Source organism: Paenibacillus sp. MDMC362, from assembly GCF_003269305.1.
Lineage (GTDB): Bacteria > Bacillota > Bacilli > Paenibacillales > Paenibacillaceae > Paenibacillus_AQ.
The window spans coordinates 98872-122116 of the sequence record NZ_QLYT01000014.1 but is presented as its reverse complement, the minus strand read 5'-3'; the positions used below and the strand labels follow the sequence as shown (position 1 = coordinate 122116).

21 protein-coding genes are annotated in these 23245 nt (G+C 50.3%); 12 read left to right on the top strand and 9 right to left on the bottom strand.

Annotated elements, in window-relative coordinates; all coding sequences use genetic code 11:
- Positions 1 to 131: 131 nt before the first annotated feature.
- From DP091_RS06295 to DP091_RS06285, 4 genes are all read right to left on the bottom strand, one after another.
- Positions 132 to 2345 (bottom strand): acyltransferase family protein, encoded by a 2214-nt coding sequence (locus DP091_RS06295; RefSeq protein WP_113057532.1) that lies wholly within the window; start codon positions 2343 to 2345, stop codon positions 132 to 134.
- The gene (locus tag DP091_RS31255; protein ID WP_181469739.1) at positions 2329 to 2466 is read right to left on the bottom strand and encodes a hypothetical protein; all 138 of its coding nucleotides are present in this window, start codon (positions 2464 to 2466) and stop codon (positions 2329 to 2331) included. The genes DP091_RS06295 and DP091_RS31255 overlap by 17 nt, the downstream gene beginning before the upstream one ends.
- 336 nt (positions 2467 to 2802) lie before the next feature.
- The gene (yhbH, locus tag DP091_RS06290; RefSeq protein ID WP_113057531.1) at positions 2803 to 3963 is read right to left on the bottom strand and encodes a sporulation protein YhbH; all 1161 of its coding nucleotides are present in this window, start codon (positions 3961 to 3963) and stop codon (positions 2803 to 2805) included.
- Between the two features lie 166 nt (positions 3964 to 4129).
- Positions 4130 to 4552 carry a hypothetical protein gene (locus DP091_RS06285; protein WP_258394416.1) on the bottom strand — a complete coding sequence of 141 codons (423 nt, stop codon included), beginning with the start codon at positions 4550 to 4552 and terminating at the stop codon, positions 4130 to 4132.
- Between the two features lie 211 nt (positions 4553 to 4763).
- Here DP091_RS06285 and DP091_RS06280 point away from each other — a divergent pair, with 211 nt between their 5' ends.
- Positions 4764 to 5144 carry a DUF423 domain-containing protein gene (locus DP091_RS06280; RefSeq protein WP_113057529.1) on the top strand — a complete coding sequence of 127 codons (381 nt, stop codon included), beginning with the start codon at positions 4764 to 4766 and terminating at the stop codon, positions 5142 to 5144.
- A 79-nt stretch (positions 5145 to 5223) separates the two neighbouring features.
- Here DP091_RS06280 and DP091_RS06275 read toward each other — a convergent pair whose 3' ends face one another.
- Complete coding sequence (locus DP091_RS06275; RefSeq protein WP_258394415.1) at positions 5224 to 5763, bottom strand: hypothetical protein; 540 nt, start codon at positions 5761 to 5763, stop codon at positions 5224 to 5226.
- 233 nt (positions 5764 to 5996) lie between these two features.
- Here DP091_RS06275 and DP091_RS06270 point away from each other — a divergent pair, with 233 nt between their 5' ends.
- A complete protein-coding gene (locus DP091_RS06270; protein WP_113057527.1) occupies positions 5997 to 6299 on the top strand; it encodes a YunC family protein in 303 nt (100 codons plus the stop codon).
- Between the two features lie 162 nt (positions 6300 to 6461).
- Here the strand turns inward: DP091_RS06270 and mtnA are convergent, their stop codons facing one another.
- Together mtnA and mtnK are read right to left on the bottom strand one after the other, a co-directional pair.
- A complete protein-coding gene (gene mtnA, locus DP091_RS06265) occupies positions 6462 to 7541 on the bottom strand; it encodes an S-methyl-5-thioribose-1-phosphate isomerase (RefSeq protein ID WP_113057526.1) in 1080 nt (359 codons plus the stop codon).
- A complete protein-coding gene (gene mtnK, locus DP091_RS06260) occupies positions 7538 to 8761 on the bottom strand; it encodes an S-methyl-5-thioribose kinase (protein ID WP_113057525.1) in 1224 nt (407 codons plus the stop codon). The genes mtnA and mtnK overlap by 4 nt, the downstream gene beginning before the upstream one ends.
- Before the next feature lie 308 nt (positions 8762 to 9069).
- Here mtnK and DP091_RS06255 point away from each other — a divergent pair, with 308 nt between their 5' ends.
- The 6 genes from DP091_RS06255 to sufB all read left to right on the top strand — a co-directional run bounded on the left by DP091_RS06255 (position 9070) and on the right by sufB (position 15159).
- Positions 9070 to 9546 (top strand): Dps family protein, encoded by a 477-nt coding sequence (locus DP091_RS06255; protein ID WP_071218026.1) that lies wholly within the window; start codon positions 9070 to 9072, stop codon positions 9544 to 9546.
- A 446-nt stretch (positions 9547 to 9992) separates the two neighbouring features.
- Positions 9993 to 10775 (top strand): Fe-S cluster assembly ATPase SufC, encoded by a 783-nt coding sequence (gene sufC / locus DP091_RS06250; protein ID WP_071218027.1) that lies wholly within the window; start codon positions 9993 to 9995, stop codon positions 10773 to 10775.
- A 22-nt stretch (positions 10776 to 10797) separates the two neighbouring features.
- Positions 10798 to 12102 carry a Fe-S cluster assembly protein SufD gene (gene sufD, locus DP091_RS06245; RefSeq protein ID WP_113057524.1) on the top strand — a complete coding sequence of 435 codons (1305 nt, stop codon included), beginning with the start codon at positions 10798 to 10800 and terminating at the stop codon, positions 12100 to 12102.
- Positions 12099 to 13319: a cysteine desulfurase gene (locus DP091_RS06240; protein ID WP_113057523.1), complete on the top strand. Its 1221-nt coding sequence runs from the start codon at positions 12099 to 12101 to the stop codon at positions 13317 to 13319. Before sufD ends, DP091_RS06240 begins: the two co-directional genes overlap by 4 nt.
- Positions 13309 to 13728, top strand: a complete 420-nt coding sequence (gene sufU, locus DP091_RS06235; protein ID WP_071218030.1) for a Fe-S cluster assembly sulfur transfer protein SufU — start codon at positions 13309 to 13311, stop codon at positions 13726 to 13728. Before DP091_RS06240 ends, sufU begins: the two co-directional genes overlap by 11 nt.
- Positions 13729 to 13761: 33 nt before the next feature.
- Entirely contained in the window at positions 13762 to 15159 is a 1398-nt protein-coding gene (gene sufB, locus DP091_RS06230) for a Fe-S cluster assembly protein SufB (protein WP_071218031.1), read from the top strand.
- A 256-nt stretch (positions 15160 to 15415) separates the two neighbouring features.
- Here sufB and DP091_RS06225 read toward each other — a convergent pair whose 3' ends face one another.
- Together DP091_RS06225 and moaD are read right to left on the bottom strand one after the other, a co-directional pair.
- Entirely contained in the window at positions 15416 to 16462 is a 1047-nt protein-coding gene (locus tag DP091_RS06225; protein WP_113057522.1) for an HD-GYP domain-containing protein, read from the bottom strand.
- An 87-nt stretch (positions 16463 to 16549) separates the two neighbouring features.
- Positions 16550 to 17287, bottom strand: a complete 738-nt coding sequence (gene moaD, locus DP091_RS06220; RefSeq protein WP_113057521.1) for a molybdopterin converting factor subunit 1 — start codon at positions 17285 to 17287, stop codon at positions 16550 to 16552.
- Between the two features lie 113 nt (positions 17288 to 17400).
- Here moaD and DP091_RS06215 point away from each other — a divergent pair, with 113 nt between their 5' ends.
- The 4 genes from DP091_RS06215 (at position 17401) to DP091_RS06200 (ending at position 23213) form a co-directional block, all read left to right on the top strand.
- Positions 17401 to 18834, top strand: a complete 1434-nt coding sequence (locus DP091_RS06215) for a bifunctional metallophosphatase/5'-nucleotidase (RefSeq protein ID WP_113057520.1) — start codon at positions 17401 to 17403, stop codon at positions 18832 to 18834.
- A gap of 69 nt (positions 18835 to 18903) precedes the next feature.
- Positions 18904 to 19728 carry an undecaprenyl-diphosphate phosphatase gene (locus DP091_RS06210; RefSeq protein ID WP_113057519.1) on the top strand — a complete coding sequence of 275 codons (825 nt, stop codon included), beginning with the start codon at positions 18904 to 18906 and terminating at the stop codon, positions 19726 to 19728.
- Between the two features lie 108 nt (positions 19729 to 19836).
- On the top strand, positions 19837 to 20922 hold the full coding sequence (locus DP091_RS06205) for an HD-GYP domain-containing protein (RefSeq protein WP_181469738.1): 1086 nt from the start codon (positions 19837 to 19839) through the stop codon (positions 20920 to 20922).
- A 29-nt stretch (positions 20923 to 20951) separates the two neighbouring features.
- Complete coding sequence (locus tag DP091_RS06200) at positions 20952 to 23213, top strand: MMPL family transporter (RefSeq protein WP_113057517.1); 2262 nt, start codon at positions 20952 to 20954, stop codon at positions 23211 to 23213.
- The last annotated feature ends 32 nt before the right edge of the window (positions 23214 to 23245 follow it).

Below are 23245 nucleotides of genomic sequence, written 5' to 3'. Positions count from 1 at the left end.
TAAGTAACCGAATTATATCATATTGCTGCTTGCGATTACGTATATAACTAAAAAGTCGACCTGTCTCATAGAAGGATGAGATCAGGTCGACGATATGAGCATGAATGATGGCAAGAAACAGGATAAACGATTTATTTCTTGATCGCTTGAAGCAGCATGGAGGTGTAAGCCTCGGCGCCTTCCGGTTCCAGATGAACACCGTCAGACCGGAAGTATTCGGGATGATCCTTACTGGCCGAATACCAATCCACCAGCGTAACTTTCGGGTTCTGGGCAGCCGCTTTTGCCAACATGCCGTTCACGTTCTGTTCCCAATCACGCGGAACCCGTGTGTTGATCAGCAGAATTTGCTTAGCTGAGTCCAGAGGACGCAGAAGAGAATCCAGATCCTTTTTCGAGAAAGCGCCGTTGGTTCCCAGCCCGATGATGATAATGCCGCCATCTATCCGATTCTGGGTCTTCATGGCAGGAATCAGGTCATCGGCCTGACGCATTTGGCGGCCTATCTCCGCTTCGATGTAAATGCCGGGCAGCGATTTCTCCAGATAAGGGGATACCCCGAGCATGACCGAATCCCCAATGGCCGTGATGGTGGACTGGGATACCGGAGGAATTTGAGGCTTATTCGTTGGCTTCGTATAGCTGCTCTTTCCGTCTGTCGTTGCGCTTTCCGAGTTCTTGGATTGATCCGGATTATCGGCCTTCTCGTCACCAGGTTTACCCGCTTTATCTTCATTCGGTTGATCCGGGGTTGGTTGTTCGGAATCTGCCTTATCCCGGTCTCCGCCCCCTGTGTCGGTGTTCTTGTCTTTGTTGTCAGCGTCATTTCCAGCAGGAGGGTCCGGCTCTTCGTTTCCGCCAGTATCTTCATCGCCAGAATGCGTCGCTTCGTTCGGAAGCGGATTTTCATCCGTTGCTTTAGCAGGGTCCGGCTTCTTAATAACACGAGGCTGCTTCGAGTCGGTAGGCGGAGGGGAGATGTTCCCGTCGTCAGTGCCTGTAGGAAGCGGCGTTTGTCCTTGCGGTGGCTCCATCGCCCCGGACTCTCCGCCTTGATTCTGATCCGGTTCTTCCGGGGCAGGGTCATCAAGGTTCAGCATGGCAGCGATATCGCCTACCGTTCTCGCAGAAGATACGCTGCTCATCATCCCTGAGCAAAAAATACCGATTAGAATGAGCGAGCTTACCGACACGACCCAGCCTCTTAATGAAATCGAAGCCGGACGGCGGCGAATGGAGCGGGCTTTAAACCATACCTTCTTCAGTCCGCCATGACGTATCGGTTCTTCAACATACTTCCAGGATAGGGCGGCCAGCAGAACGCTTGCCGCGATTTGCAGTGCAACCTGAGGCAGACTCAGATTGCCTGTGCCGGATGCAGGTGAGGTCAGGATCATCACCGGGTAATGCCATAAGTAAATGCCATAGGATCGAACGCCAATCCACAACAGGGGCTTCCAGCTTAACAAGCGGCTGATCGAAGCTGCAGGATGCGCCAACACCGCAACGAGGACGGCGGCGGCCAGAGAGAAGAGGAACATGCCCCCTTGATACAGGAACGAATCGTATCGGTCCACCCGCCACATCATGAACAGTATGATGAGCATTGCCGCTGCGCCTGTTAGGTTGAGTCTGCGCCGGGCAGCCCTTGAAACATGGGTGGACAGCTTCCAGCTGGGCCATACGATAGCAAGCCCTGCTCCGATGAGCAGACCAAACGCCCGGGTATCCGTTCCGTAGTAGACCCGGCTAGGATCATCTCCCGGTTGATAGATCACAGCCATGGCGAGAGCTGAAATCGCGGCTCCGGCAGCAATGAAAGTGAACAGCTGTCCCCTGCGGGGGAATAGCTTAAGCACGGCTAACATGATTAGGGGCCACAGCAAGTAGAACTGTTCTTCTACGGCAAGCGACCAGAAATGCCCCAGCGGAGACGGCGGGCCAAATGATTCGAAATAAGATTGCTGCTGAAAAATAAACTGCCAGTTGCTTATGTATGTAACCGCACCGAGCACCTCGCTCCGAAGCGTAGCCAACCGAGATCGGTCAAATAGCGTAACCCACACCACCAGGATGAACAGCATGAGCAGCATGGCCGGCAGGAGACGTCGGAACCTTCGGATCCAGAAATCTTTCAGATCGATCCGGCGTTGATGATGCCATTGCGATGCCAGAATATCCGTTATGAGATAGCCGGACAGCACGAAGAATAAACTGACTCCGAGAAAACCACCGCCTGCAAAACCGAAATTCCAATGGTATCCCATCACTCCGATCAAGGCGAGGGCCCTCAGCCCATCAAGACCGGGCATATAGCGTGAATGTGGCTTATCTGATGCCGGCACGGGAGATCACTCCTCTCGAAGGATCTGTGCTTACGCCGCCCTGGAACAGCCGCTGCGATAATATGTAGGACATATTCTCAAACGTCTGGGTGCTGAATAGTGAATGTGTCATTTGGAACATGGTAAACCTTCCCTTTCCTTTATAGGAGGATATCTTAAATTAAGGAGACGCTTATCGAATCCTGTAATATCCTGCAACACGATGTCATAGCTAATACTACCATTCCCGGAAAAACAGTAGGTGACAAAAAAGTGAAGCTATGGCTACATTATGATGTCAATAATAAAACAGATTTTTCATTTGAAAGGAAAAGTCTAAGCACCACGTTAACCATGAATCGTTAACCGACTGTTAGCTGTATCGCAATACGCCATAAGAAAGAGGAGGTCCCTGCCTCCTCTAACATCAGGATGATTCCACATCCATGATTTTCCTTCTATAATGTAGAATTTTGGGTCAGATCGCCGCTCCCTGCCGTTTACGAAAAAAGGTTTTCAGTGCCTCGTACACTTCTCCCTTATCTTTAATGACATGATACATGAATTGGTCCAGCTTAATATTCTTATAAGCCGACATCAGCGTGCTGCTGCGATTGTATTGATTGACCTCGCCATAACCGAACATATTGCTGACCTTCAGCAGTTCGCCGATAAGTTTGACGCAGCGTTCATTGTCGGACGTCAGGTTATCGCCGTCGGAGAAGTGGAAGGGATAAATGTTGTACTTGGAAGGGGGATAACGGTGATGAATGATATCAAGCGCCTTCTGATAAGCGGATGAACATATGGTTCCGCCGCTTTCACCCCGTGTGAAGAACTCTTCCTCGGTCACTTCTTTCGCCTCGGTATGGTGGGCGATAAACACGATTTCGACCTTCTCGTACTGCTTGCGAAGGAAGCGGGTCATCCAGAAGAAAAAGCTGCGCGCGCAGTATTTCTCGAAGGAGCCCATGGAGCCGGACGTATCCATCATGGCAATAATGACCGCATTGGATTCCGGGATGACGGTGTCGTCCCAGGTCTTGTAACGCAAGTCGTCCGGACTGATCCCGTGGATGCCGGGTTTGCCGTCTCTGGCATTGCGGCGCAAATTCTCCAAGATGGTGCGTTTTTTGTCAATGTTGGACATGATGCCTTTTTTGCGGATGTCGTTGAAGACGATGGACTCAGTCTCGATCTGCTCTTTATCCTTGGGCTGCAGCAGCGGGAGCTCCAGCTCCTCAAACAGCATATTCTCCAATTCTTCTAGGCTGACCTCGGTTTCCACGATGTCCTGGCCTGCCTGATCGCCGGCCGATTCCCCCTTACCGGGCTGGGCCGACGAAGGGTCGCGCCCAAGGACGTCCCCAACCTGACTGTCACCGTCGCCCTGACCGACATGCTTTTGCTTCTGATAGTTATAGATGAAACGGTATTCGTCAAGGCTGCGGATCGGAACTTTAATGATCTGCTTTCCGTCGGACAGAATAATGTTTTCCTCCGTAATAAGGTCGGGCAGGTTGCGTTTGATGACTTCACGGATTTTATGCTGATGACGTACCTGATCCTGATAGCCCTTGCGGTGCAGCGACCAGTCTTCACGGGATACGACAAACGACAGGGCGTCTTCATTTTGCATGGACAGTCACCTCCCAAGTAGTGCCTTGACACGGTTGCCGTCTTTTTGGCTGTAGTAATTCATTATATTCGGGAGAAAGAGCGATATGTGAGTATCAATCCGGGTTTGTCATGAAAAAGACACTTAACCCGAGATGAATCAGGCAAGTGTCTTGACGTGGCACTCCTTACGCATTTAATACGAATAGAAAAAGAGCTCCGATGGTGATGATGACTACGCCGTTCACGATGGTGGCAATCACGGCGACGGCACGCTTGCGTGTTTTGGAGAAGCAGCCTACAACGCCAAGCGCCAAGCCGGTGATATTGATGAGCATCACGATAATAAACACGGCCGCCAGCGTGGTCATCGCTTCCAGCGTTTCCTGAGTCGGCTCAAGGAGCGGTCCGTTCTCCGTCATGTATGGCTCAATCATCGTGGTGCCGAGCGCGCCGAGCAGAATATACCCGAGCAGCGTCACGATCGACAAGATGAACGAGGCGATGCCGAAGCGGGAGTTTTTTCTGTCCTCGGGTGGAATAAATGTGGTTTTGGGTCGCTTAGGTGAACCTTGGTCCTCGGATGGGGAGGCAGGTGCTTGTTGATCCATGTACATAATCGCTCCTAACATAAGAATTCATTCTCTAATGGGTTCGTGTGGTCTGCAATAAAAAGACATCCTTATTAATCTTTCACAAAACGGCCCTGAAATCAAGTCCAAAGCGCCTCACATGCCGGTGGAAAAGCTTCCTTGAATCCGTTACACTTAATTTGATTACATAAGGACACGGGTGTCCACTGACAAAAGGGGTTGAAAAGGCATGAGTCGTAGATTCATCGCATGGGGTTCGATCCTGATGGCATTATCTGTCGCTATCGGGGCATTCGGCGCCCATATGCTGGAGAATAAGATTACGCCGGACGAACTTGCCATTTATGAGACCGGGGTCCATTATCATATGATTCACGGACTTGCGGTGCTAATTACGGGGATTGTGGCAAAGGTTCTGGGCGAATCCCGGAAGCTGTTCTGGGCAGGGACTTTATTCATCGCGGGAACCGTCATATTTTCCGGAAGTCTCTACGTGTTAAGTTTATCGGGCATGAAGTGGCTCGGTGCGATTACGCCGATCGGCGGTGTATCCTTTATCGTGGGCTGGCTGATGCTAATGTCTTCGGCGCTGTCCCGAAAAAATGCTTGATCTTAAAAAAAACGGCTTCACCGATCCCTTCTTATGGGGCGGCGAAGCCGTTTTTGATGAATACCGTGATAATACCGACTCAGCTGACGCTGAACTCATCAATTTCATTGAGCTTGAAGGTATACACCTGTTTCTCGTCGACATGATAGACGTTGACCAGGAAATTGCTTTCATCATAGTTGAGAATTCGGCAGGGAAGACTTGTCTGCTTACCGTGGCGGTTGGTTGTCAGGCGAACAAGGCGATTGTCCTTACTGTATACTTTTATCCATTCAAAGGGATCACTTCCGGTGAGTGGAGTTTGGACAGGAGGTACGCTTGCAGCGATCTTTGTTTCCGGCGGGGAAGCCGCAGGTGGCGCAGGTTTCTCTATCTGAGAAGCGGCAGAAGCCACCTTCTCGGAAGCTTTGCTAATAACGGAATCCTTCTTGGCTTGGACCAAGGTATTGATAATTTCTCCAAGTTCCATTCCGGACTTAATCCGGAAATCGACGACTTCAGCCTTGTCGTTCAGCATTTCTAGCAAATATTGCAAAGCCAGTGCGTTGGAGGAACTCTTGACCAGAATATCAACGTTGAATAAAAAGCCGTTATCATCGGTGACAGGAATTGTGTTCATAGCTTTTATCATTCACCAGCTTTCACATGTTTTCTACTGAATCAAATATACCATAATTTTCAGATATTAATAGTCCTAATGTCATGATGCAGTTCATCTTTATTCTATTGACTTGCGAGTCATTCGCACCATGTGTGTAGGCTGGAATGCATAATATGAAAGACATTCGCACCATGTCGGTTCCAAAAGAATAAACATAATTCTAAGCCGACTTGAGGGGAGGTTTGTTGATATTGGTGACTTTATTGCCGATCGATATCGAAGGACATACCGTTATGGGCGTCGAGGTAAAGCTTCCGAAAACAACGCTGCTGGCCGTATACACTTCCCGCGGCTATATTATGTGCGGTGCACTCGATGTGGGCCTTCTTAACGAAAAGCTTGCGGACCGCAAGATTATCGCAGGAAGAGCCGTAGGGGTTCGCACATTGGAGCAGCTGCTGGAGGCGCCGCTGGAATCGGTAACCCTGGAGGCAGAGAAGTGGGGCATTCATCCTGGCTTGGCTGGCAAGGATGCGATCCTGCGCATGTTATGAGTCATGTATACCTTCTGTTCCAAGAGTGATTCCCGTGCGGATCGCTCTTTTTTTGGAGATAGCAGGGTTTAGCTTCAGATGCACTAAAATGCAAACCGCAAAAAAACGGACAATTCGGCTGGAAGGCCGGTTGTCCGTTTTATTATTCGGCGGAAATATCGGTTATTCGAACAAGCTTTTTAAGCTCTCATGATAAGGAGCTTGCACGACGCCTTTTTCCGTAATGATGGCTGTCACATATTCACTCGGCGTAATGTCGAAGGCAGGGTTGTACACTTTTACGCCTTGCGGCGCTGTGCGCTTGCCGAAACCTTCCGTGATCTCTTCCGCAGGACGTTCCTCAATCGGAATATCGGCGCCTGTCTTCGTATTCAGATCAATCGTGGACAGCGGGCAAGCCACGTAGAATGGAATGCCGTGAGCTTTAGCAAGTACCGCTACTCCGTAGGTTCCGATCTTGTTGGCGACATCACCGTTTGCGGCAACGCGATCCGTACCGACGATAACAGCTTGAATCCACCCTTTGGACATGACCATGGCGGCCATGTTATCCGCCAGCAGTGTAACGTCAATCCCCGCCTGCTGGAGTTCAAAAGCAGTTAAACGCGCGCCTTGCAGGACAGGTCTTGTCTCATCCGCGAACACCTTGATGTTCAGGCCCTGCTCATGAGCCAGATACATCGGGGCCAGGGCGGTACCGTATTTGGCAGTTGCCAATCCGCCCGCGTTGCAGTGGGTGAGCACGCCCATGCCGTCCTGGAAGAACGGCAGCGCGTTTTCGCCGATGCGGCGGCATACATCCTCGTCTTCGGCACGAATGGCTTCGGCTTCGGCGAGGAGCGCCGCGTTCAGGCCGGCCGTATCGAGATCCGAAGCTGCCAGCTTCTCAGCTGCAAGCTTGATACGGTCCAGCGCCCAGAACAGATTGACGGCCGTCGGTCTGGACGTAGCGAGATAAGCGCAAGTTTTTGCGACTTGTTGCAGCCATCCCTTGTTATCGTCGGCTTCAACCTGCATGCCGCCAAGGACGGCGCCGAATGCTGCCGCGATGCCGATAGCCGGCGCGCCGCGGACTTTCATGGAGTGAATGCCTTCCCAGACTTCCTCCGGTGTGAAGAGCTGAAGATAGACAATTTCTTCAGGGAGCAATCGCTGGTCCAGCAGGACCAGGTGGTCTCCCCCCCAATAAACGGAGCTTAGCGGTTCATAGGTGCTGGCATTGCCGGTAGTCATACCGCTCATATCGATACCTCATTTCCTGTAGTTGCTTGCGTAATCAAGGTTACAATGTCGTCAAAGGAATTGATGCTGCGATGATGCCGCACGAGATTTTTGCCGATGGCCAGCGCTTTGCGCTGCGCAGCTTCTCTGGCTTGATCATCGGTTATGGTGTCGATGTCCGCAACATGGGACAATCCGACGATGCGCCGAATCATTTTACAGCCCGCGAATCCTGCGGTATCCTTCAAAATCTGTGATACATAGTGGTCCTGATAGCCTGGCGTGCGGGACATCTCGTCCAAGAGATCATCGTTCCACAGCGCTCGGAAGTTGTTCTCGAAATGGGTCCAGACGTCGCTTGCCATCTCCAGGAGTCTGGCTTCCCGGGCAGCCAGCGTATGCTCGTCCCGACTCCAGCCCGGCAGTGACGCATAGTTTAGCAGCAGGTTGCCGATGACCGCACCGATATCAAATCCCATCGGGCCGAAATAAGCGAATTCCGGGTCGATGACCTTGGTGGATTCCGGCGTGACGAAGATGCTGCCTGTATGCAGATCCCCGTGCAGCAGAGCTTGCGCGTGAGTCAGAAACTTCTCCCGAAGCAGCGCGACTTCAAAGTGAAGCGGCAGATCGGCGCGGAGGGCTTCCGCTTCATCGGCTATGCTCTGCGAGTAATTGTTATTGGCGGATTCGCGATATGGATCTTCGAAGATTAAATCTTCGGTGATTTTGCATAAATCCGGATTGACAAAGCGGCCGGCAAGTTCCTTCTTCTTCTGTTGGTTCATCCCGAGATCCGACGTGTAGAACAACGTTCTGGCCAGGAAGCGGCCAATATGCTCTGCGAACTTCGGATAGGCATTGCCCTCAATCAGGCCTTTGCGCATGATGGTATACTCGCTCAGGTCTTCCATTACGGTGTAGGCGAGTTCATCCGAATAACCGTATACTTCGGGCACAAGGTCGGGGCAAATGGAGTACTCCGTCTCCAGGGCCAGTCGTTCGATGCGGGCCCGGTCGAGAGACAGCGGCCAGGATTCGCCTACAACTTTTGCATAAGGAACAGCTTGCTTGATAATGATACTATCAGCCGTATTTTTGGCGGTGACATGAAACACCAGATTGAGATTGCCGTCGCCGATTTCGCGGCATTCGAGTTCGGCATGGTCCGGGAACCGGCCCGGTATACTTTTAGCTAATTGTATGGCTTCTTCCGCGTTCAGCGGATGATATGCAGACATGGATGGTCACCCCCAAATAGAATAGAAGAAAAACAAAGCCAACTTTTTTGCTTGGTATTACCTAGTATAACGTTTTTTCGCGAATTTTGTATAATTTTTTGGCAAGACGAAAGGTTTATGAACCTGATTCGCTTCGTAATCCAAAGGGTAAACTACAAATAGACGCCCAAGCACAGGATGTACTCGTATATTAATGAAGGAATAGCATTAGCAGAGGGTACCAGTTACAATGGGTATACACCGCTATGCACAATGTTTCTTTGACGCAGTACAGGGTGCATTTCATATAGAAAAGGAAGGGATTAACCATGGCAAAAACTACATCTGGCAAAGCTGCAGGAAAAACGAAAAACGCAAGTCTGGAGCAATTGTTGAATCAACAGGTTGCGAATTTCAACGTGCTCTATGTCAAACTCCACAATTATCACTGGTATGTATCCGGAGAGCAATTCTACTCCCTTCATGTTAAATTTGAAGAATTGTATGACGAAGTTACACTTAAGATGGACGAGGTGGCTGAGCGCCTGCTTTCGATTAAAGGCAAACCGGCTGCTACGATGAAAGAATATCTGGAACTTGCGACAGTCCAGGAGGCTTCGGGCAACGAGGATACCCGCGGCATGGTACAAGCCTTGATTGAGGATTTTGCGACCGTATCCGAGGAGCTGGCGGAAGGTATCGAAATGGCAGAGGAAGCCGGAGATGCGCCGACAGCGGACATGTTCACCGGATTTAAGGCTGATCTTGAGAAGCATATGTGGATGCTGCGTTCGTTTCTTGGATAAAGCGTGAGTAGAGCGGAATAATGCCTGTTCTCCCCATGAATTTGCAGGAACTGAGGACACCGGTTATCGTGCCGTGTGCCTCATAGTTCAAGATGTTGACCTGAACACCGTCTGTCAACGCGCGATAAACGCCGGTGGCGGATGCCGTAATGACTTTCGGGAGCAGCAGCAAATATAATGGGGGAACAGGGCGAACGAAACAGGCTTGGCCATTATCGGTCATGCCTGTTTTTTTAATTGTTATAGTTGTCTGAATGTTGTCTGCAAAACGCTTGTCCGGTTGAAATGCGTCATATTTTATTATAAAATGGCTTGAGAATCATTGATAATCAGTTTAGAATGATTATAAATAAATAATTATTTTTTTGTTTTATGAAATCAGGGCGTCCAATCCTGTTATCATATAGGACAACAATACACTACCTATTCAACGGAGGGAATCTAATATGTCAACCAAGTTTGTCATTGAAGGATTGAAAGCAGCAATCGAAGGCAAGGAGATCCTTAAAGGTATCAACCTTGAGATGAAGGGCGGAGAAGTTCATGCCATCATGGGACCAAACGGTACAGGCAAAAGTACTTTGGCTTCCGCGTTGATGGGGCATCCTAAATATGAAGTTACCGAAGGCAAGGTATTCCTTAACGGCGAAGACGTGCTGGAGATGGAAGTTGACGAGCGCGCACGCGCAGGTCTGTTCCTGGCCATGCAATATCCGAGCGAAATCGCCGGCGTTACGAATTCCGACTTCCTGCGCAGTTCCATCAATGCACGCCGCGGTGAAGGCAACGAGATTTCCCTGATCAAATTCATTCGTCAAATGGAAGGTAAAATGAAAGAACTCGAGATGAATCCTGAGTTCGCTCACCGTTACCTGAACGAAGGTTTCTCCGGCGGTGAGAAGAAACGTAACGAAATCCTGCAAATGATGATGCTGGATCCGAAACTTGTCGTTCTTGACGAAATCGACTCCGGTCTTGATATCGATGCATTGAGAATTGTAGCGAACGGTGTAAATGCCATGAAATCGGAAGAACGCGGTTTCTTGATTATTACCCACTACCAACGTTTGCTTAACTATATCACTCCAGATTATGTGCACGTGATGATGCAAGGACGTATTGTGAAATCCGGCGGTCCTGAGCTGGCAGAGCGCTTGGAAGCAGAAGGTTATGACTGGATTAAGGAAGAGCTGGGCATTACTGATGAAACTGTAGGTCAAGACGCGTAAATAGACGGGAGGAGGAAACGATATGACTACACAAACCATTCTTCCGGTCAACGCTGAGGCTCTGAAGGCATTGTCCGAAAGTAAACAGGAACCGGCCTGGCTGACAGACAGCCGTCTGGCTTCCCTGGAACTGGCTGGCCAGTTGGAACTGCCCAAGCTGGAGAAACAACGCATCGAGCGCTGGAACATCCAAAGCTATGGTGAGTATAAAGAGAGCAGCAAACTTGCTTCCCTTGACGAATTGCCTGAGCAGGTAGCGAAACTTGTCGAAGGTTCTAGAGAAGGCGGCCTGGTTATTCAACGCAACTCGGGAACCGTATATGTAAGTTTGGCACCGGAACTTGCCGCGAAAGGCGTCATTTTCACCGATTTGGAAACAGCGGTTAAAGAACACGCGGATTTGGTTAAGCCTTATCTGCATCAAGCGCTTAAGAATGACGAGCATGCGATGGCTGCTCTGCATGCTGCCGTATGGAACGGCGGGGTATTCCTCTATGTTCCTAAAAATGTGGAGGTCGATGTTCCGCTTCAAGCCGTTATGCTGACCGACGATGCCGAAGCGACATTTGCACCGCATGTGCTGGTGATAGCCGAAGCGAACAGTCAGATCACCTATGTAGACAACTATGTTTCGGATTCCCTGGCTGCGCCAGTGACCCATAACGGAGCTGTGGAAGTCTTCGTTAAAAATGGCGCGAAGGTGCGTTATGCTTCCGTTCACCAATTGGCTGCCGAAGCAACCGATGTTACATTCCGTCGTGCGGTGCTGGACAATGACGCTTCGATCGAGTGGATCGTGGGCGAGATGAACGATGGCGATACAGCTAGCGATACCATGAGTATTCTGAAGGGCAACGGTTCGACATCCGATGCGAAAGTCATCGCGGTCGGCTCCGGCTCCCAGAAGATCAATTACACTACCCAAGCGAAGCATTTCGGCAAGAGCTCGGCTTCCCAGATGATCACCCGTGCAGTCATGCGCGAAGAGGCACAAGCCATCATCAACGGCGTTACCAAGATTGAGAAGGGTGCAACGAAGGCGGACGGACAACAGACCGAACGCGTGCTGATGCTTAGCCCGAAAGCCCGCGGCGACGCGAACCCGATTCTGTTGATTGACGAGGATGATGTAACAGCCGGGCACGCAGCGTCCGTAGGACAAGTGAATCAGGAGCAAATTTACTATCTGATGTCCCGTGGTATCTCGCGTCCCGTAGCGGAATCCTTGATTATTTACGGCTTCTTGGCTCCGGTTGTCAGCGAAATTCCGCTTGAGGGACTTCGTGACCAACTGCAGGGGCTCGTTGAAAGGAAGCTGGGACAATGATCGCCTCTGTCCGTGAGCAATTTCCCATTCTTCATCAGGAGATCAACGGACATCCGCTGGTATATCTCGACAATGCCGCGACATCACAAAAGCCGCAGGTGGTCATAGATGCTATCAAGCGGTACTACGAGTGGGAGAACTCCAATGTGCACCGTGGGGTTCATACACTCGGCAGCCGTGCTACGGATGCTTATGAAGGAGCCAGGGAGAAGGTTGCCCGTTTCATTAATGCCGAGAGTTCGGAACAGATTATTTTCACCCGTGGTACGACGACGGCCCTAAATCTGGTAGCATCGTCCTACGCGCGCTCCGTTTGCGGTCCCGGGGATGAAATCGTCCTGACGGAAATGGAGCATCACAGTAATCTCATACCGTGGCAGCAGGCGGCGATCGCCGTTGGCGCTACGCTGAAATATATTCCTCTGCAGCCTGACGGCACGATCCGTGTCGAAGATGTCGAGGCACTCGTTACCGAACGGACCAAGGTTGTAGCCATCGCTTATGTATCCAACGTCATGGGCGTTGTGCATCCCGTGAAACAAATTGCGGAAATCGCGCACCGCCACGGCGCTGTCATTGTGGTTGACGGTGCGCAGAGCACACCGCATATGAAAGTGGACGTCCAGGACCTGGATTGCGATTTCTACGCTTTGTCCGGCCATAAGATGTGTGCTCCAACAGGTATCGGCGCATTATACGGCAAGAAGGCGCTGCTGGAATCAATGGAGCCGATCGAATTCGGCGGAGAAATGATCAATGATGTTGGATTGTACGAATCAAACTGGAAGGAGCTCCCTTGGAAGTTCGAGGGGGGCACCCCAATCATTGCAGGGGCTGTCGGTTTGGGGGCTGCCATCGATTTCCTGGAGGAAATCGGAATGGAAGCCATCGAACAGCATGAGACGCAGCTAGCGGCCTATGCCATGAACCGCATCTCCGAGATCGACGGGATTACCATTTACGGTCCTCGTGAACGCAAAGTGGGCCTTGTTACCTTTAATCTCGGCGACGTTCACCCGCATGACGTGGCAACGGTTCTGGATGCACAGGGGGTTGCGATTCGTGCAGGACATCATTGCTGTCAACCGCTTATGCGTTGGTTAAAAGTATCTTCTACGGCACGCGCGAGCTTTTATCTGTATAATACAGAAGAGGACGTTGATCGATTAGTTAGCGCCTTAATCCAGACAAAGGAGTATTTTGGCGATGCAACTTGACGATTTGTACAGACGTGTCATCATGGATCATTATAAGAACCCCCGCAATCGCGGCAAGTTTGAAGAAGATGCGGTAACCATCGATTTGAACAATCCGACTTGCGGAGATCGCATTTCCTTGCAGCTTAAGGTAGAGAACGGCGTGGTAGCCGATGCCAAATATACGGGGGAAGGCTGCTCCATCAGCATGTCTTCCGCTTCGATGATGACGGACGCCGTAAAAGGCAGAACGCTGGATGAAGCGATCAGCCTGGCGGACCGCTTCTCCTCCCTTATGAAAGGCGAGGCCGTGGATTTTGAAGAGTACGAGGATATTGAAGCCCTATCCGGTGTCAACAAGTTTCCTGCACGCATTAAATGCGCAACACTTGCGTGGAACGCACTCCGAAAAGGAATAGACGCGAAGTAAGCGAATGAATAGATCGATAGGGAGGTAAGTTAAATGGCTAAAAAAGCACCAGAAATTGAAGAGTATAAGTATGGTTTCCGGGACGAGCACAAAGCTATTTTTCAAACCGGTAAAGGTTTGACGCGTGAAGTCGTTATGGAAATTTCCAAAATCAAGAACGAGCCGGAATGGATGCTGGAATTCCGTTTGAAAGCACTGGAGCAGTTCGAGAAAATGCCAATGCCTCGCTGGGGCGGCGATCTCGACGAGCTGGACTTCAACGATATCCAGTACTATGTAAGACCTTCCGACAAGCAAGGCAAGACTTGGGAGGAAGTACCTACCGAGATCAAGGAAACCTTTGATAAATTGGGTATCCCGGAAGCAGAGCAGAAGTTCCTGGCGGGTGTATCCGCACAGTACGAATCTGAAGTTGTTTACCATAACATGCAAAAGGATCTTGAGGATCAAGGCGTTATCTTTATGGATACCGATACGGCTCTTCGAGAGCATCCGGAGATCTTGAAAGAATACTTTGCAACGGTCGTGCCTCCAACGGATAACAAATTCGCTGCGCTGAACAGTGCCGTGTGGTCTGGCGGAAGTTTCATCTATGTTCCAAAAGGCGTGAAATGTGAAATTCCGCTGCAAGCGTATTTCCGTATCAACTCCGAGAACATGGGTCAGTTCGAACGTACGCTGATCATTGCGGACGAAGACAGCTTCGTGCATTACGTAGAAGGATGTACGGCTCCGATCTACAGCACCAACTCGCTTCATAGTGCGGTAGTAGAGATCATCTGTAAGAAGAATGCGCGCGTTCGCTATACAACCATTCAGAACTGGGCGCCAAACATCTACAATCTCGTGACCAAGCGTGCCGTTGCAGAAGAGAATGCAACGATGGAATGGGTGGACGGCAACATCGGTTCCAAGCTGACAATGAAGTATCCTGCCGTTATCCTGAAGGGTCGCGGAGCAAAAGGGATGGTATTGTCCATCGCTGTAGCAGGCAAAGGCCAGCATCAGGATGCAGGAGCCAAAATGATTCACTTGGCGCCGGACACGACGTCTACGATCGTATCCAAGTCCATTAGTAAGCATGGCGGTAAAGTAACATACCGTGGACTGGCTTCCTTCGGTCGGAATGCAGAAGGCGCGAAAGCCAACATCCAGTGCGATACACTCATTCTCGATAATGAATCGACGTCTGATACGATTCCTTACAACGAGATCAAGAATGACAACATTACGCTGGAGCATGAAGCGACCGTATCCAAGGTATCTGAGGAACAATTGTTCTACCTCATGAGTCGTGGCCTTAGCGAGTCTGAAGCTACGCAAATGATCGTTATGGGCTTCATCGAGCCGTTCACTAAAGAACTTCCGATGGAGTATGCCGTTGAGATGAATAGACTGATCAAATTCGAGATGGAAGGTTCCATCGGCTAAATATTTCTTATATAACAAAGGGGCAAATCACTCAGATCGAGTGGATTGCCCCTTTTTTATGTTGGGATTGTCCATGTAATGTTGATTTCATTGTGACATGGAGGGGGTGTGAGCCTTCTCGACAGATCACGACTTTTATGGTGTGCCGGAAATCAAGAGTGAGAGGGTGAAATGTCACGCAACCGCACAAAAAAACCGTCAGGCTTGTACGCCGACGGTTATTTGTCTATTCGGGGACCTAGACGAAAAACGCCAGTTACAGAAGTATCTCCTGGATTTCGGTATTATACTCCTTGGAGAGGTCGATGAAACGATCCTCGGTCTTCACGAGCGGACGGAAGTAATCCGAAGGATTGTTCATGACGATCATGCCGGATTCGCCGGTCGTCAGCAGAACCTTCTTACCGATAAAGTTCGGCAGCATCTGCTGGATGAAGGCATGCGTCGGCTTGCCGTTCAGTTTCCCGAAACTAAGACTATACAGCTCCCGAAGTACGGTTAACAGCTGCTGCTTGGATTGGTAAACCCGGTTCGTAGTCATCGCGCTATATACATCGGCTACAGCGCAAATATGAGAATATGGATGAATCTGGTCAGCATTGAGCGCTCGCGGATAACCGGAAGCGTCATCCCGTTCATGATGCTGGAGCGCGACCGTAGCAGTGACCTTATCATCCATGGATTCAGAGATCATCTCGTAACCATAGATGGTGTGCAGCTTCACTTCTTCATATTCTTGAGGAGTCAGTTTCCCTGGCTTGTCCAATATATCTCTAGGAATCTTGCTTTTGCCGATATCATGGAGATAGCCCGCTTTGCCGATTTCATAAGCTTCCTTTTCGGAATATCCCATCCAATCCGCAATGTAGTACGATAACATACCAACTTGAATGGAGTGCCTATAGGTATAATCGTCTTTACCATTAAACAGCAATAGCAGGGAGACAACATCCGTATGCTCGTTCAGTGAGCCGACTAAAGGCATGAAAACATCGTCCACAACGGACTCATTGAATTTACCGGATTGTGACGCTTCCGTAAATAAGGTGGAGCACCCGTCAAATGCAAGATTGAAATGGGGCTTAACCTTATTGTATGATTCTGAAATTTCAGACGAAGAATCGAGGGATACAGACAGTGCGCGTGGCTTTATTTCTATGTAATCGATACCGTGCTGCAGTAGCTTGGATATATCCTCTAAACGAAGGGTTGTTCCTTTTTGTAGAACATGAACGCCGTTTGTGTTGTAAGCATCATGCTGCATTTGATCACCGGGTATCAGGTCCGTGACATGTACTCTCAAATCATTGCACCTCTTGCCCTTATATAAGTAAAAAGATCAAAACTATCTTAGCAAGAAAATTATGGTTTTACAATGTGTAATCACGACTTATTGCCTAATGGTTGGGTCCCATGGTCCGGTCTGCGGGCCTTTCCACTCTGAACCGTCGTCCCAGATCTCCTTCTTCCAGATTGGAACGGATCGCTTCAGTTGTTCGATGGCATAACGGCTGGCCTCATAACATGCATTCCGATGCGGGGAGGATACAGCGATCACAACACTGGTTTCTCCAATTCCGACCGTACCGATACGGTGGGAAATTGCACATCGCGTATCGGGCCATTGTCGAAAGATGTCCGCGCATATTTGCTGCATTTCTTTAAGCGCCATCGGGATGTATGCTTCATACTCCAGCGTAACCGTTCGCATCTGGCCGGTCATCTCTCGCGTTGTACCTACAAAGGACAGCGTTGCTCCATGATTATCATCATGAACTTTGGCAATGGTTTCCTCTACGGACAGGGGGCCGTAGGATATCGTGCATTTCCCATCAGCCGAGGACCTGGATCCGGAGTCCTGCAAGTTTGTGCCGTCACCACCGGACACAGGCGGAATTAGAGCTACCTCGTCGCCGCTCTGAATAAGCTGTTCCGAAGGCGCATACTCTTGATTGACCGCGACGAAAGCCGTGGAAATCTGAGATTGGGCATCAGGATAAGCCTCACTAAGCAGCAGCTTTAATTCCCCGGCAGTAAGGGGCAAGCCCGGTACGTTGAATGTAAGCGAAGCTGTGCCGATTCGATCAGCTAATCCTGCAAATAGCAATATGGAAACGGTTGTTGACATTCTTCATCACCTCGTAATTCTTATGGGCTACAATATACCATATTCTTCGCTAAAATGTTATGCTTGTAAGACCGGAAATTATCGAATAACGAACTTGGGGAGGGGGCCGCCAAATGGGGTTTGGAAGCAACAAACAGAAGCTGACGATATTGTATACCAACGATATACATAGCCATTTTGAAATGATGAGCAGTGTGGCGGCACTTATTTCCCGGGAAAAGGCGGCTGCCGGTGATGGGGCAATCGTACTGGATATCGGTGATCATATGGACCGGGCATCGGTGGAAACCGAAGGCACCATGGGCCAAGCCAATGTGGATGTCATTAATTTGACAGGATACGACGCCATTACGATTGGCAATAACGAAGGGCTTACCATATCGTATGATGTTCTGGAGAGCGTATACGCCGGATTGCAGTGTCCCGTTGTGTGCTGCAACATAAGTGAGACACAGAGTGGTAATTCTCCTCGATGGATGAAGCCGCATGCGATCCTGGAACGAGATGGCATTCGAATTGGGCTCATCGGCGCAACGGCTGCTTTTGCAGGTTTTTATCAATTGTTAGGCTGGGAAGCCGGAGATCCGGTGCAGGCTATTGCTGAGCAAGTGCGGGCGCTTCAGGGCCAGTGTGATATCATGATCGTTTTATCCCATTTAGGACTAACGATTGATAAAAGATTAGCAGAAAATGTTGAGGGGATTGATGTTATTCTTGGCGGTCATACCCATCATATACTCGAGGAGCCCCTGATCATCGGGAACACAGCCGTGTGCGGTGCAGGCAAGTTCGGACAATACGTAGGTCGCCTCGTCATGCAGCGCAGTCATGCTGAAGATCGCTTTACCTGTATAGAGGGAAGTCTGCTCCCCGTGGATAAAAACTTGATGGAGCCCATCGTAGAGCAGGCGATCATGAGGCACCATGAGCTGGCAAGGGAGAAATTAACGGAGGCCGTTGCCGTCATTGATCGTAGTCTGCCCATTCACTATGAGGAGGAGTCGCCGTTTGCGAACCTGCTGGCACAGGCCGTGATGCAGCACACGGATGCGGATATTGCCATCGTTAACTCGGGGCAGCTGCTCGGGCCGCTGCCGGAGGGCGAGATCAGCACCGGTATGCTGCACGGCCTGTGCCCGTCACCGATTAATCCCTGCATCGTGAAGCTGCGCGGAGAGCATATCTATCAGGCGCTTGAGGAGAGTTTGCTTCAGGAGTTCAGCGGGAAGAAGATAATGGGCTTTGGTTTCCGCGGTTATATATTAGGCGGCCTGGCAGTTGATGGATTGGAAATCCACTATGACAAGAACGGAGAACCTTACCGGAAGATTACGCATATCTCCATGAAGGGGCAGCCACTAGAGCCGCAGCGGGAATATAAGGTGGGGACACTCGACATGTTCACTTTTAAAATCGGATACGAGTCGTTGTCGCTTGGTAAGGATACGGTATATATGCTGCCGGAGTTTATTAGAGACCTGCTGCGAAGTGAGCTATCGAGGCCCGGTTCGCTTGAAGAGTCCATGAATCCACGCTGGATATCCTGACAATCCCGACTAACTTCCTTTGGCCGAGCATACATATGAGGAGGACAAAGGTAAGGGAGGGGAAGGACCATGGATTTTATCACATCCATTATACTGGGGATCGTGGAAGGACTAACCGAATTCATTCCGGTGTCTTCCACAGGTCATATGATCTTGACGGCCAAGGTGCTCGGTTACGACGATCAAACTCCGATCATGAAGACGTTTGAGGTTGTCATTCAGCTTGGCGCCATTATGGCGATCGCGATCGTTTACTGGAATCGTATTTTGAACCTGCTCGGCTGGAGTCGAAGTGAACCGCTGGTCAAGAAAACGCCTCGAAAAAGATTGAATCTGATTCATATATTTTTGGGAATAGCTCCGGCCCTGCTGGTTGCTTTTTTCGCGAGGGATTTTATCAAGAGCCTGTTCCATGCGCAGACGGTGCTGTTTGCACTTGTTGCCGGCGGTATTTTTATGATTTTTGCAGAATGGTACAATAAGCATAAAGTTCAAGTGACATCACATGATTTGGATGATTTGACATACAAGCAGGCCCTTCAGATCGGCGTCTACCAAATCATATCCGTTTTATGGCCGGGCTTTTCCCGATCGGGCTCCACCATCTCCGGGGGGATGCTTAGCGGGGTGAGCTATAGGGCATCGGCCGATTTCTCGTTCATTATCGCAATTCCCATTATGTGTGCTGCATCCGGATATGAATTGCTTGATTCTTACCGATATTTTACTTTAGATACGATCGGCGTATTTCTTGCCGGATTTATCGTTTCGTTTGTTGTTGCTTATTTTGTCGTCTTGGCCTTCATGAAGCTCATACAGAAGATAAGGCTTACTCATTTTGCGATCTACCGTTTTGTTCTCGCTGCCGTGTTTTGGCTGTTTATCATGCATTAAGCAGGAGTAGACACAAGGAGGAGATCCGGCTTCTTCGTATCGTGATCCACTGAAGACTGGACGCTATATCCCACACAAGTTTGAGAATAGCAGAGGAAGTGACGGATTTTGCGTCTTATACCTATCAACGCGTTGAGGCCGGGAATGGTTCTTGGTAAGAGAATATATAATAGTGACGGTTTAATTCTGCTTGCCGAAGGTGTGGAGCTGACAACAGGACTGATCCGCCGTCTGGGCACGTTGGAGATCGGGTATGTCTATATTGAGGAACCGATGACGGAGGATATCGTGGTTCCGGAGTTGTTGACCGAGGAGACCCGGCTGCAGGCGATCCAGTCAATTCGGACGAGCTTCAAGACCCTGGAGAGCCAGTCTGCTCTGAAGGGAAGCTTCCTTCATTTAGGCAAAACGTTCTCCGGGATGATGGAGTCGATTATGGATGAAATATCGGATCATGACGAGGGCATGGTGCTCCTGACGGATATGAATACCAACGATTACAATCTGTATCGCCATTCCCTTAACGTCTGTCTGTATTCAACGGTTCTTGGGGTGTCTTACGGCTATAATCGGGAGGATCTGAAGGTGCTGGGCTTGGGGGCATTGCTTCACGATATCGGCAAGACGAGGATATCCCAGAAGCTGCTGAATCATCCGGGACGGCTGAGCGAAGAGGATTTTCGCGAGGTCCAGAAGCATACCGAGATCGGGTTCAAAATATTGAAAGACGAACCGAACATTCCGTTGTTATCGGCGCATTGCGCCCTGTCGCATCATGAACGCCTGGATGGCAGCGGTTATCCCAGGGCCTTGAAGGGACCTGAGATTCATGAGTACGCCAAATGGATAGCGATTACGGATTCTTACGATGCGATGACAACGCAGCGTGTGTACAAGCCTGCCTTATTGCCGCATGAAGCGGTCGAGGTAATGTATGCAGGCTCGGGAACGCTGTATGAACAGTCATTCCTGGCCATGTTTCGGGATCGGGTAGCGATATATCCTCCAGGAATCACCGTGAAATTGCATACGGGTGAGAGTGGAGTAGTATCCAAAATTCACGCACATGTGCCGCATCGACCCGTTGTCCGCGTATTAACGGATGCCGAAGGCACCCCGCTAGCTGCACCTTATGAATTGGATTTGTCTGAAACACTGGCCATTATGATCGCTGGTATCGGGCGAGCACCATAGATCAAACGTACACTTAAGGAGGTAGACTCGTGAGACGTAACAGCCATACAACATTGCTGCATACATGGGGGCGACAGATCTACCGCTACCGTAAAGCCATTGTTGTGATCTGGCTTCTTTTGTTTTGCGGGCTGCTTCCGTTTGCATTCAAGCTGCCGTCCATTCTGCAGCACAACGGGTTTACGCCGAAGGATAGTCCGGCCCAGATCGGGATCGAGAAACTGGAAGAGGGATTAGGCTTGTCGGCAGCTTCGCTGGATATTGTCGTTGTGAGTCGGCACGATGAGAATTTGACGGCAGGCACGGCGCAAAGGCGAATATTGACGGAGCTTGAACCTTTGCGAGCTCGTCCCTATGTCAGGGATATTTATATGAATATGGCAGCTCATAAGGCAGGCCAGGATCATATCGTATCCGTGACGGTGCTGCTGGATCTGGATTCCACGGAAGCCTTGAAGCAGTTTGAAGAGATTCGAGACTCGGTTCCGGGCATTACGGGAGCGGATACTTACATAACAGGGAATACCGCCATCTTCGCTGATATGAACCAAGCCGTCAAAAGCGATATCATCCATGCCGAGATGATAGGCATTCCCGCAGCTCTGCTCATTCTGGCGGTTGTATTCGGAACATTGACTGCCGCGATCCTGCCATTGTTAGCCGGAGTTGCCAGTGCAGTGGTCACGATGGGAATCCTGTATTTCGTCGCTTTGGCTGACGGTTCGATCAGCAATTTCCTTCCGAATGTCGTAACGATGCTGGGCCTGGCCGTGGGTATCGATTATGCGTTGCTGGTCGTAAGCCGGTTCAAAGAGGAGATGCGGACACGGAGAGGAGATGTGGGCACTGCCCTGGCTGTCACTTGCGCAACCGCAGGCAAAGCGGTGATGTTCTCCGGGGCGGTCGTGTTGATCGGTTTTGTGGCGATGAGTTTCATAGATCTGCCGATCTTCCGTTCCTTCAGCATAGGCGGCATTACCGTGGTGCTGTTATCGGTGCTGGCCGGGAACACGCTTCTTCCCGCATTATTGGGAATGTTGGGCCCGCGTATAGATGCGCTCCCTCTATTCCCTGCCGCTTACCGGACGCTCCGGGCACGGCAGACCTCCGGTATGTGGAGAAGGCTCTCCAGATTTGTGATGGCGCATCCTGTGACCATCTCTATCATAGGGATCGGTTTATTATTGGTGGCGATGTATCCGGTTCGGGACATGAATATCGCCATCCCCGCAGCCGAAGTGCTTCCCCCCGCCTATGAATCCCGATATGGACACGACCTGCTGACACAGGCTTATGATGAACGTGAATTGAATTCAATCGTTGTAGCAGTGGAGCTTCCGGCCTCTTATGAGGACTCGCGCAGCATCGAGCTAATGAAGGCATATACGGATGAAATCAGGATGATGCCGGGTGTGAAGCAGGTCGAGAGTTATTTGAGCATCGGCAGAGGTTCGGTGGAAGAAGCCTCGAAGTATTTGTCCCGCGAAGATATCCGCCAGCAGCTGGAGCAGCATCGTTTTGTCAGGGGAAATATGGCAGCCGTCGCCGTGATCCCGGAGTATGGGGAATCCCATGCATTGACTATGCAGCTTGTTCGAACGTTACGGACGATGGACACGAATGAGCTGACGACCTATGTCACCGGAAGCCCCGCATATAAACTGGACATCATGGAAGCCATCCATCAGAATATCTCTTACGTTCTGGTCTTTGTATTTGTAGTTACCTATGTCATTCTCCTATTGGCGTTTCGATCGGTCGTGCTCCCTTTAAAAGCAAGCGTAATGAATATGCTCAGCCTCGGGGCCGGACTCGGTATCGTGGTATGGGTGTTTCAAGAGGGGGTTGGCGCGCAGTGGCTGGGTGTATCCTCCACGGGAGCCATCTTTGCCCTTTTGCCAATCCTGATATTCTGCGTGGTGTTCGGCATATCGATGGACTATGAAGTCATGATGCTTTCGCGAATCATGGAGAATTACGAACGGACGGGAGATAACGAATTCAGCACAGCCGAAGGCTTGGAGAGTACGGGCGGGCTGATTACAAGCGCTGCCCTGATTCTGGCTGTTGTCGTGGGTGCCTTTGTATTTACGGATAATGAAGTAATGAAAGCGATCGGTTTAGGCTTGACAGCAGCCATTCTGCTGGATGCCACCGTGATTCGGGTGCTGCTTGTGCCTGCGTTTATGAAGATGATGGGCAGAGCGAACTGGTGGAGTCCAAGATGGATGTTTCCGGCACATAAGCTTACCTCCAAGGAAAGCGCGGACCAACATGGGGAAAGAGGATGATTTCCCAGCCGAATCAAGCAGAAGCCTTCTGT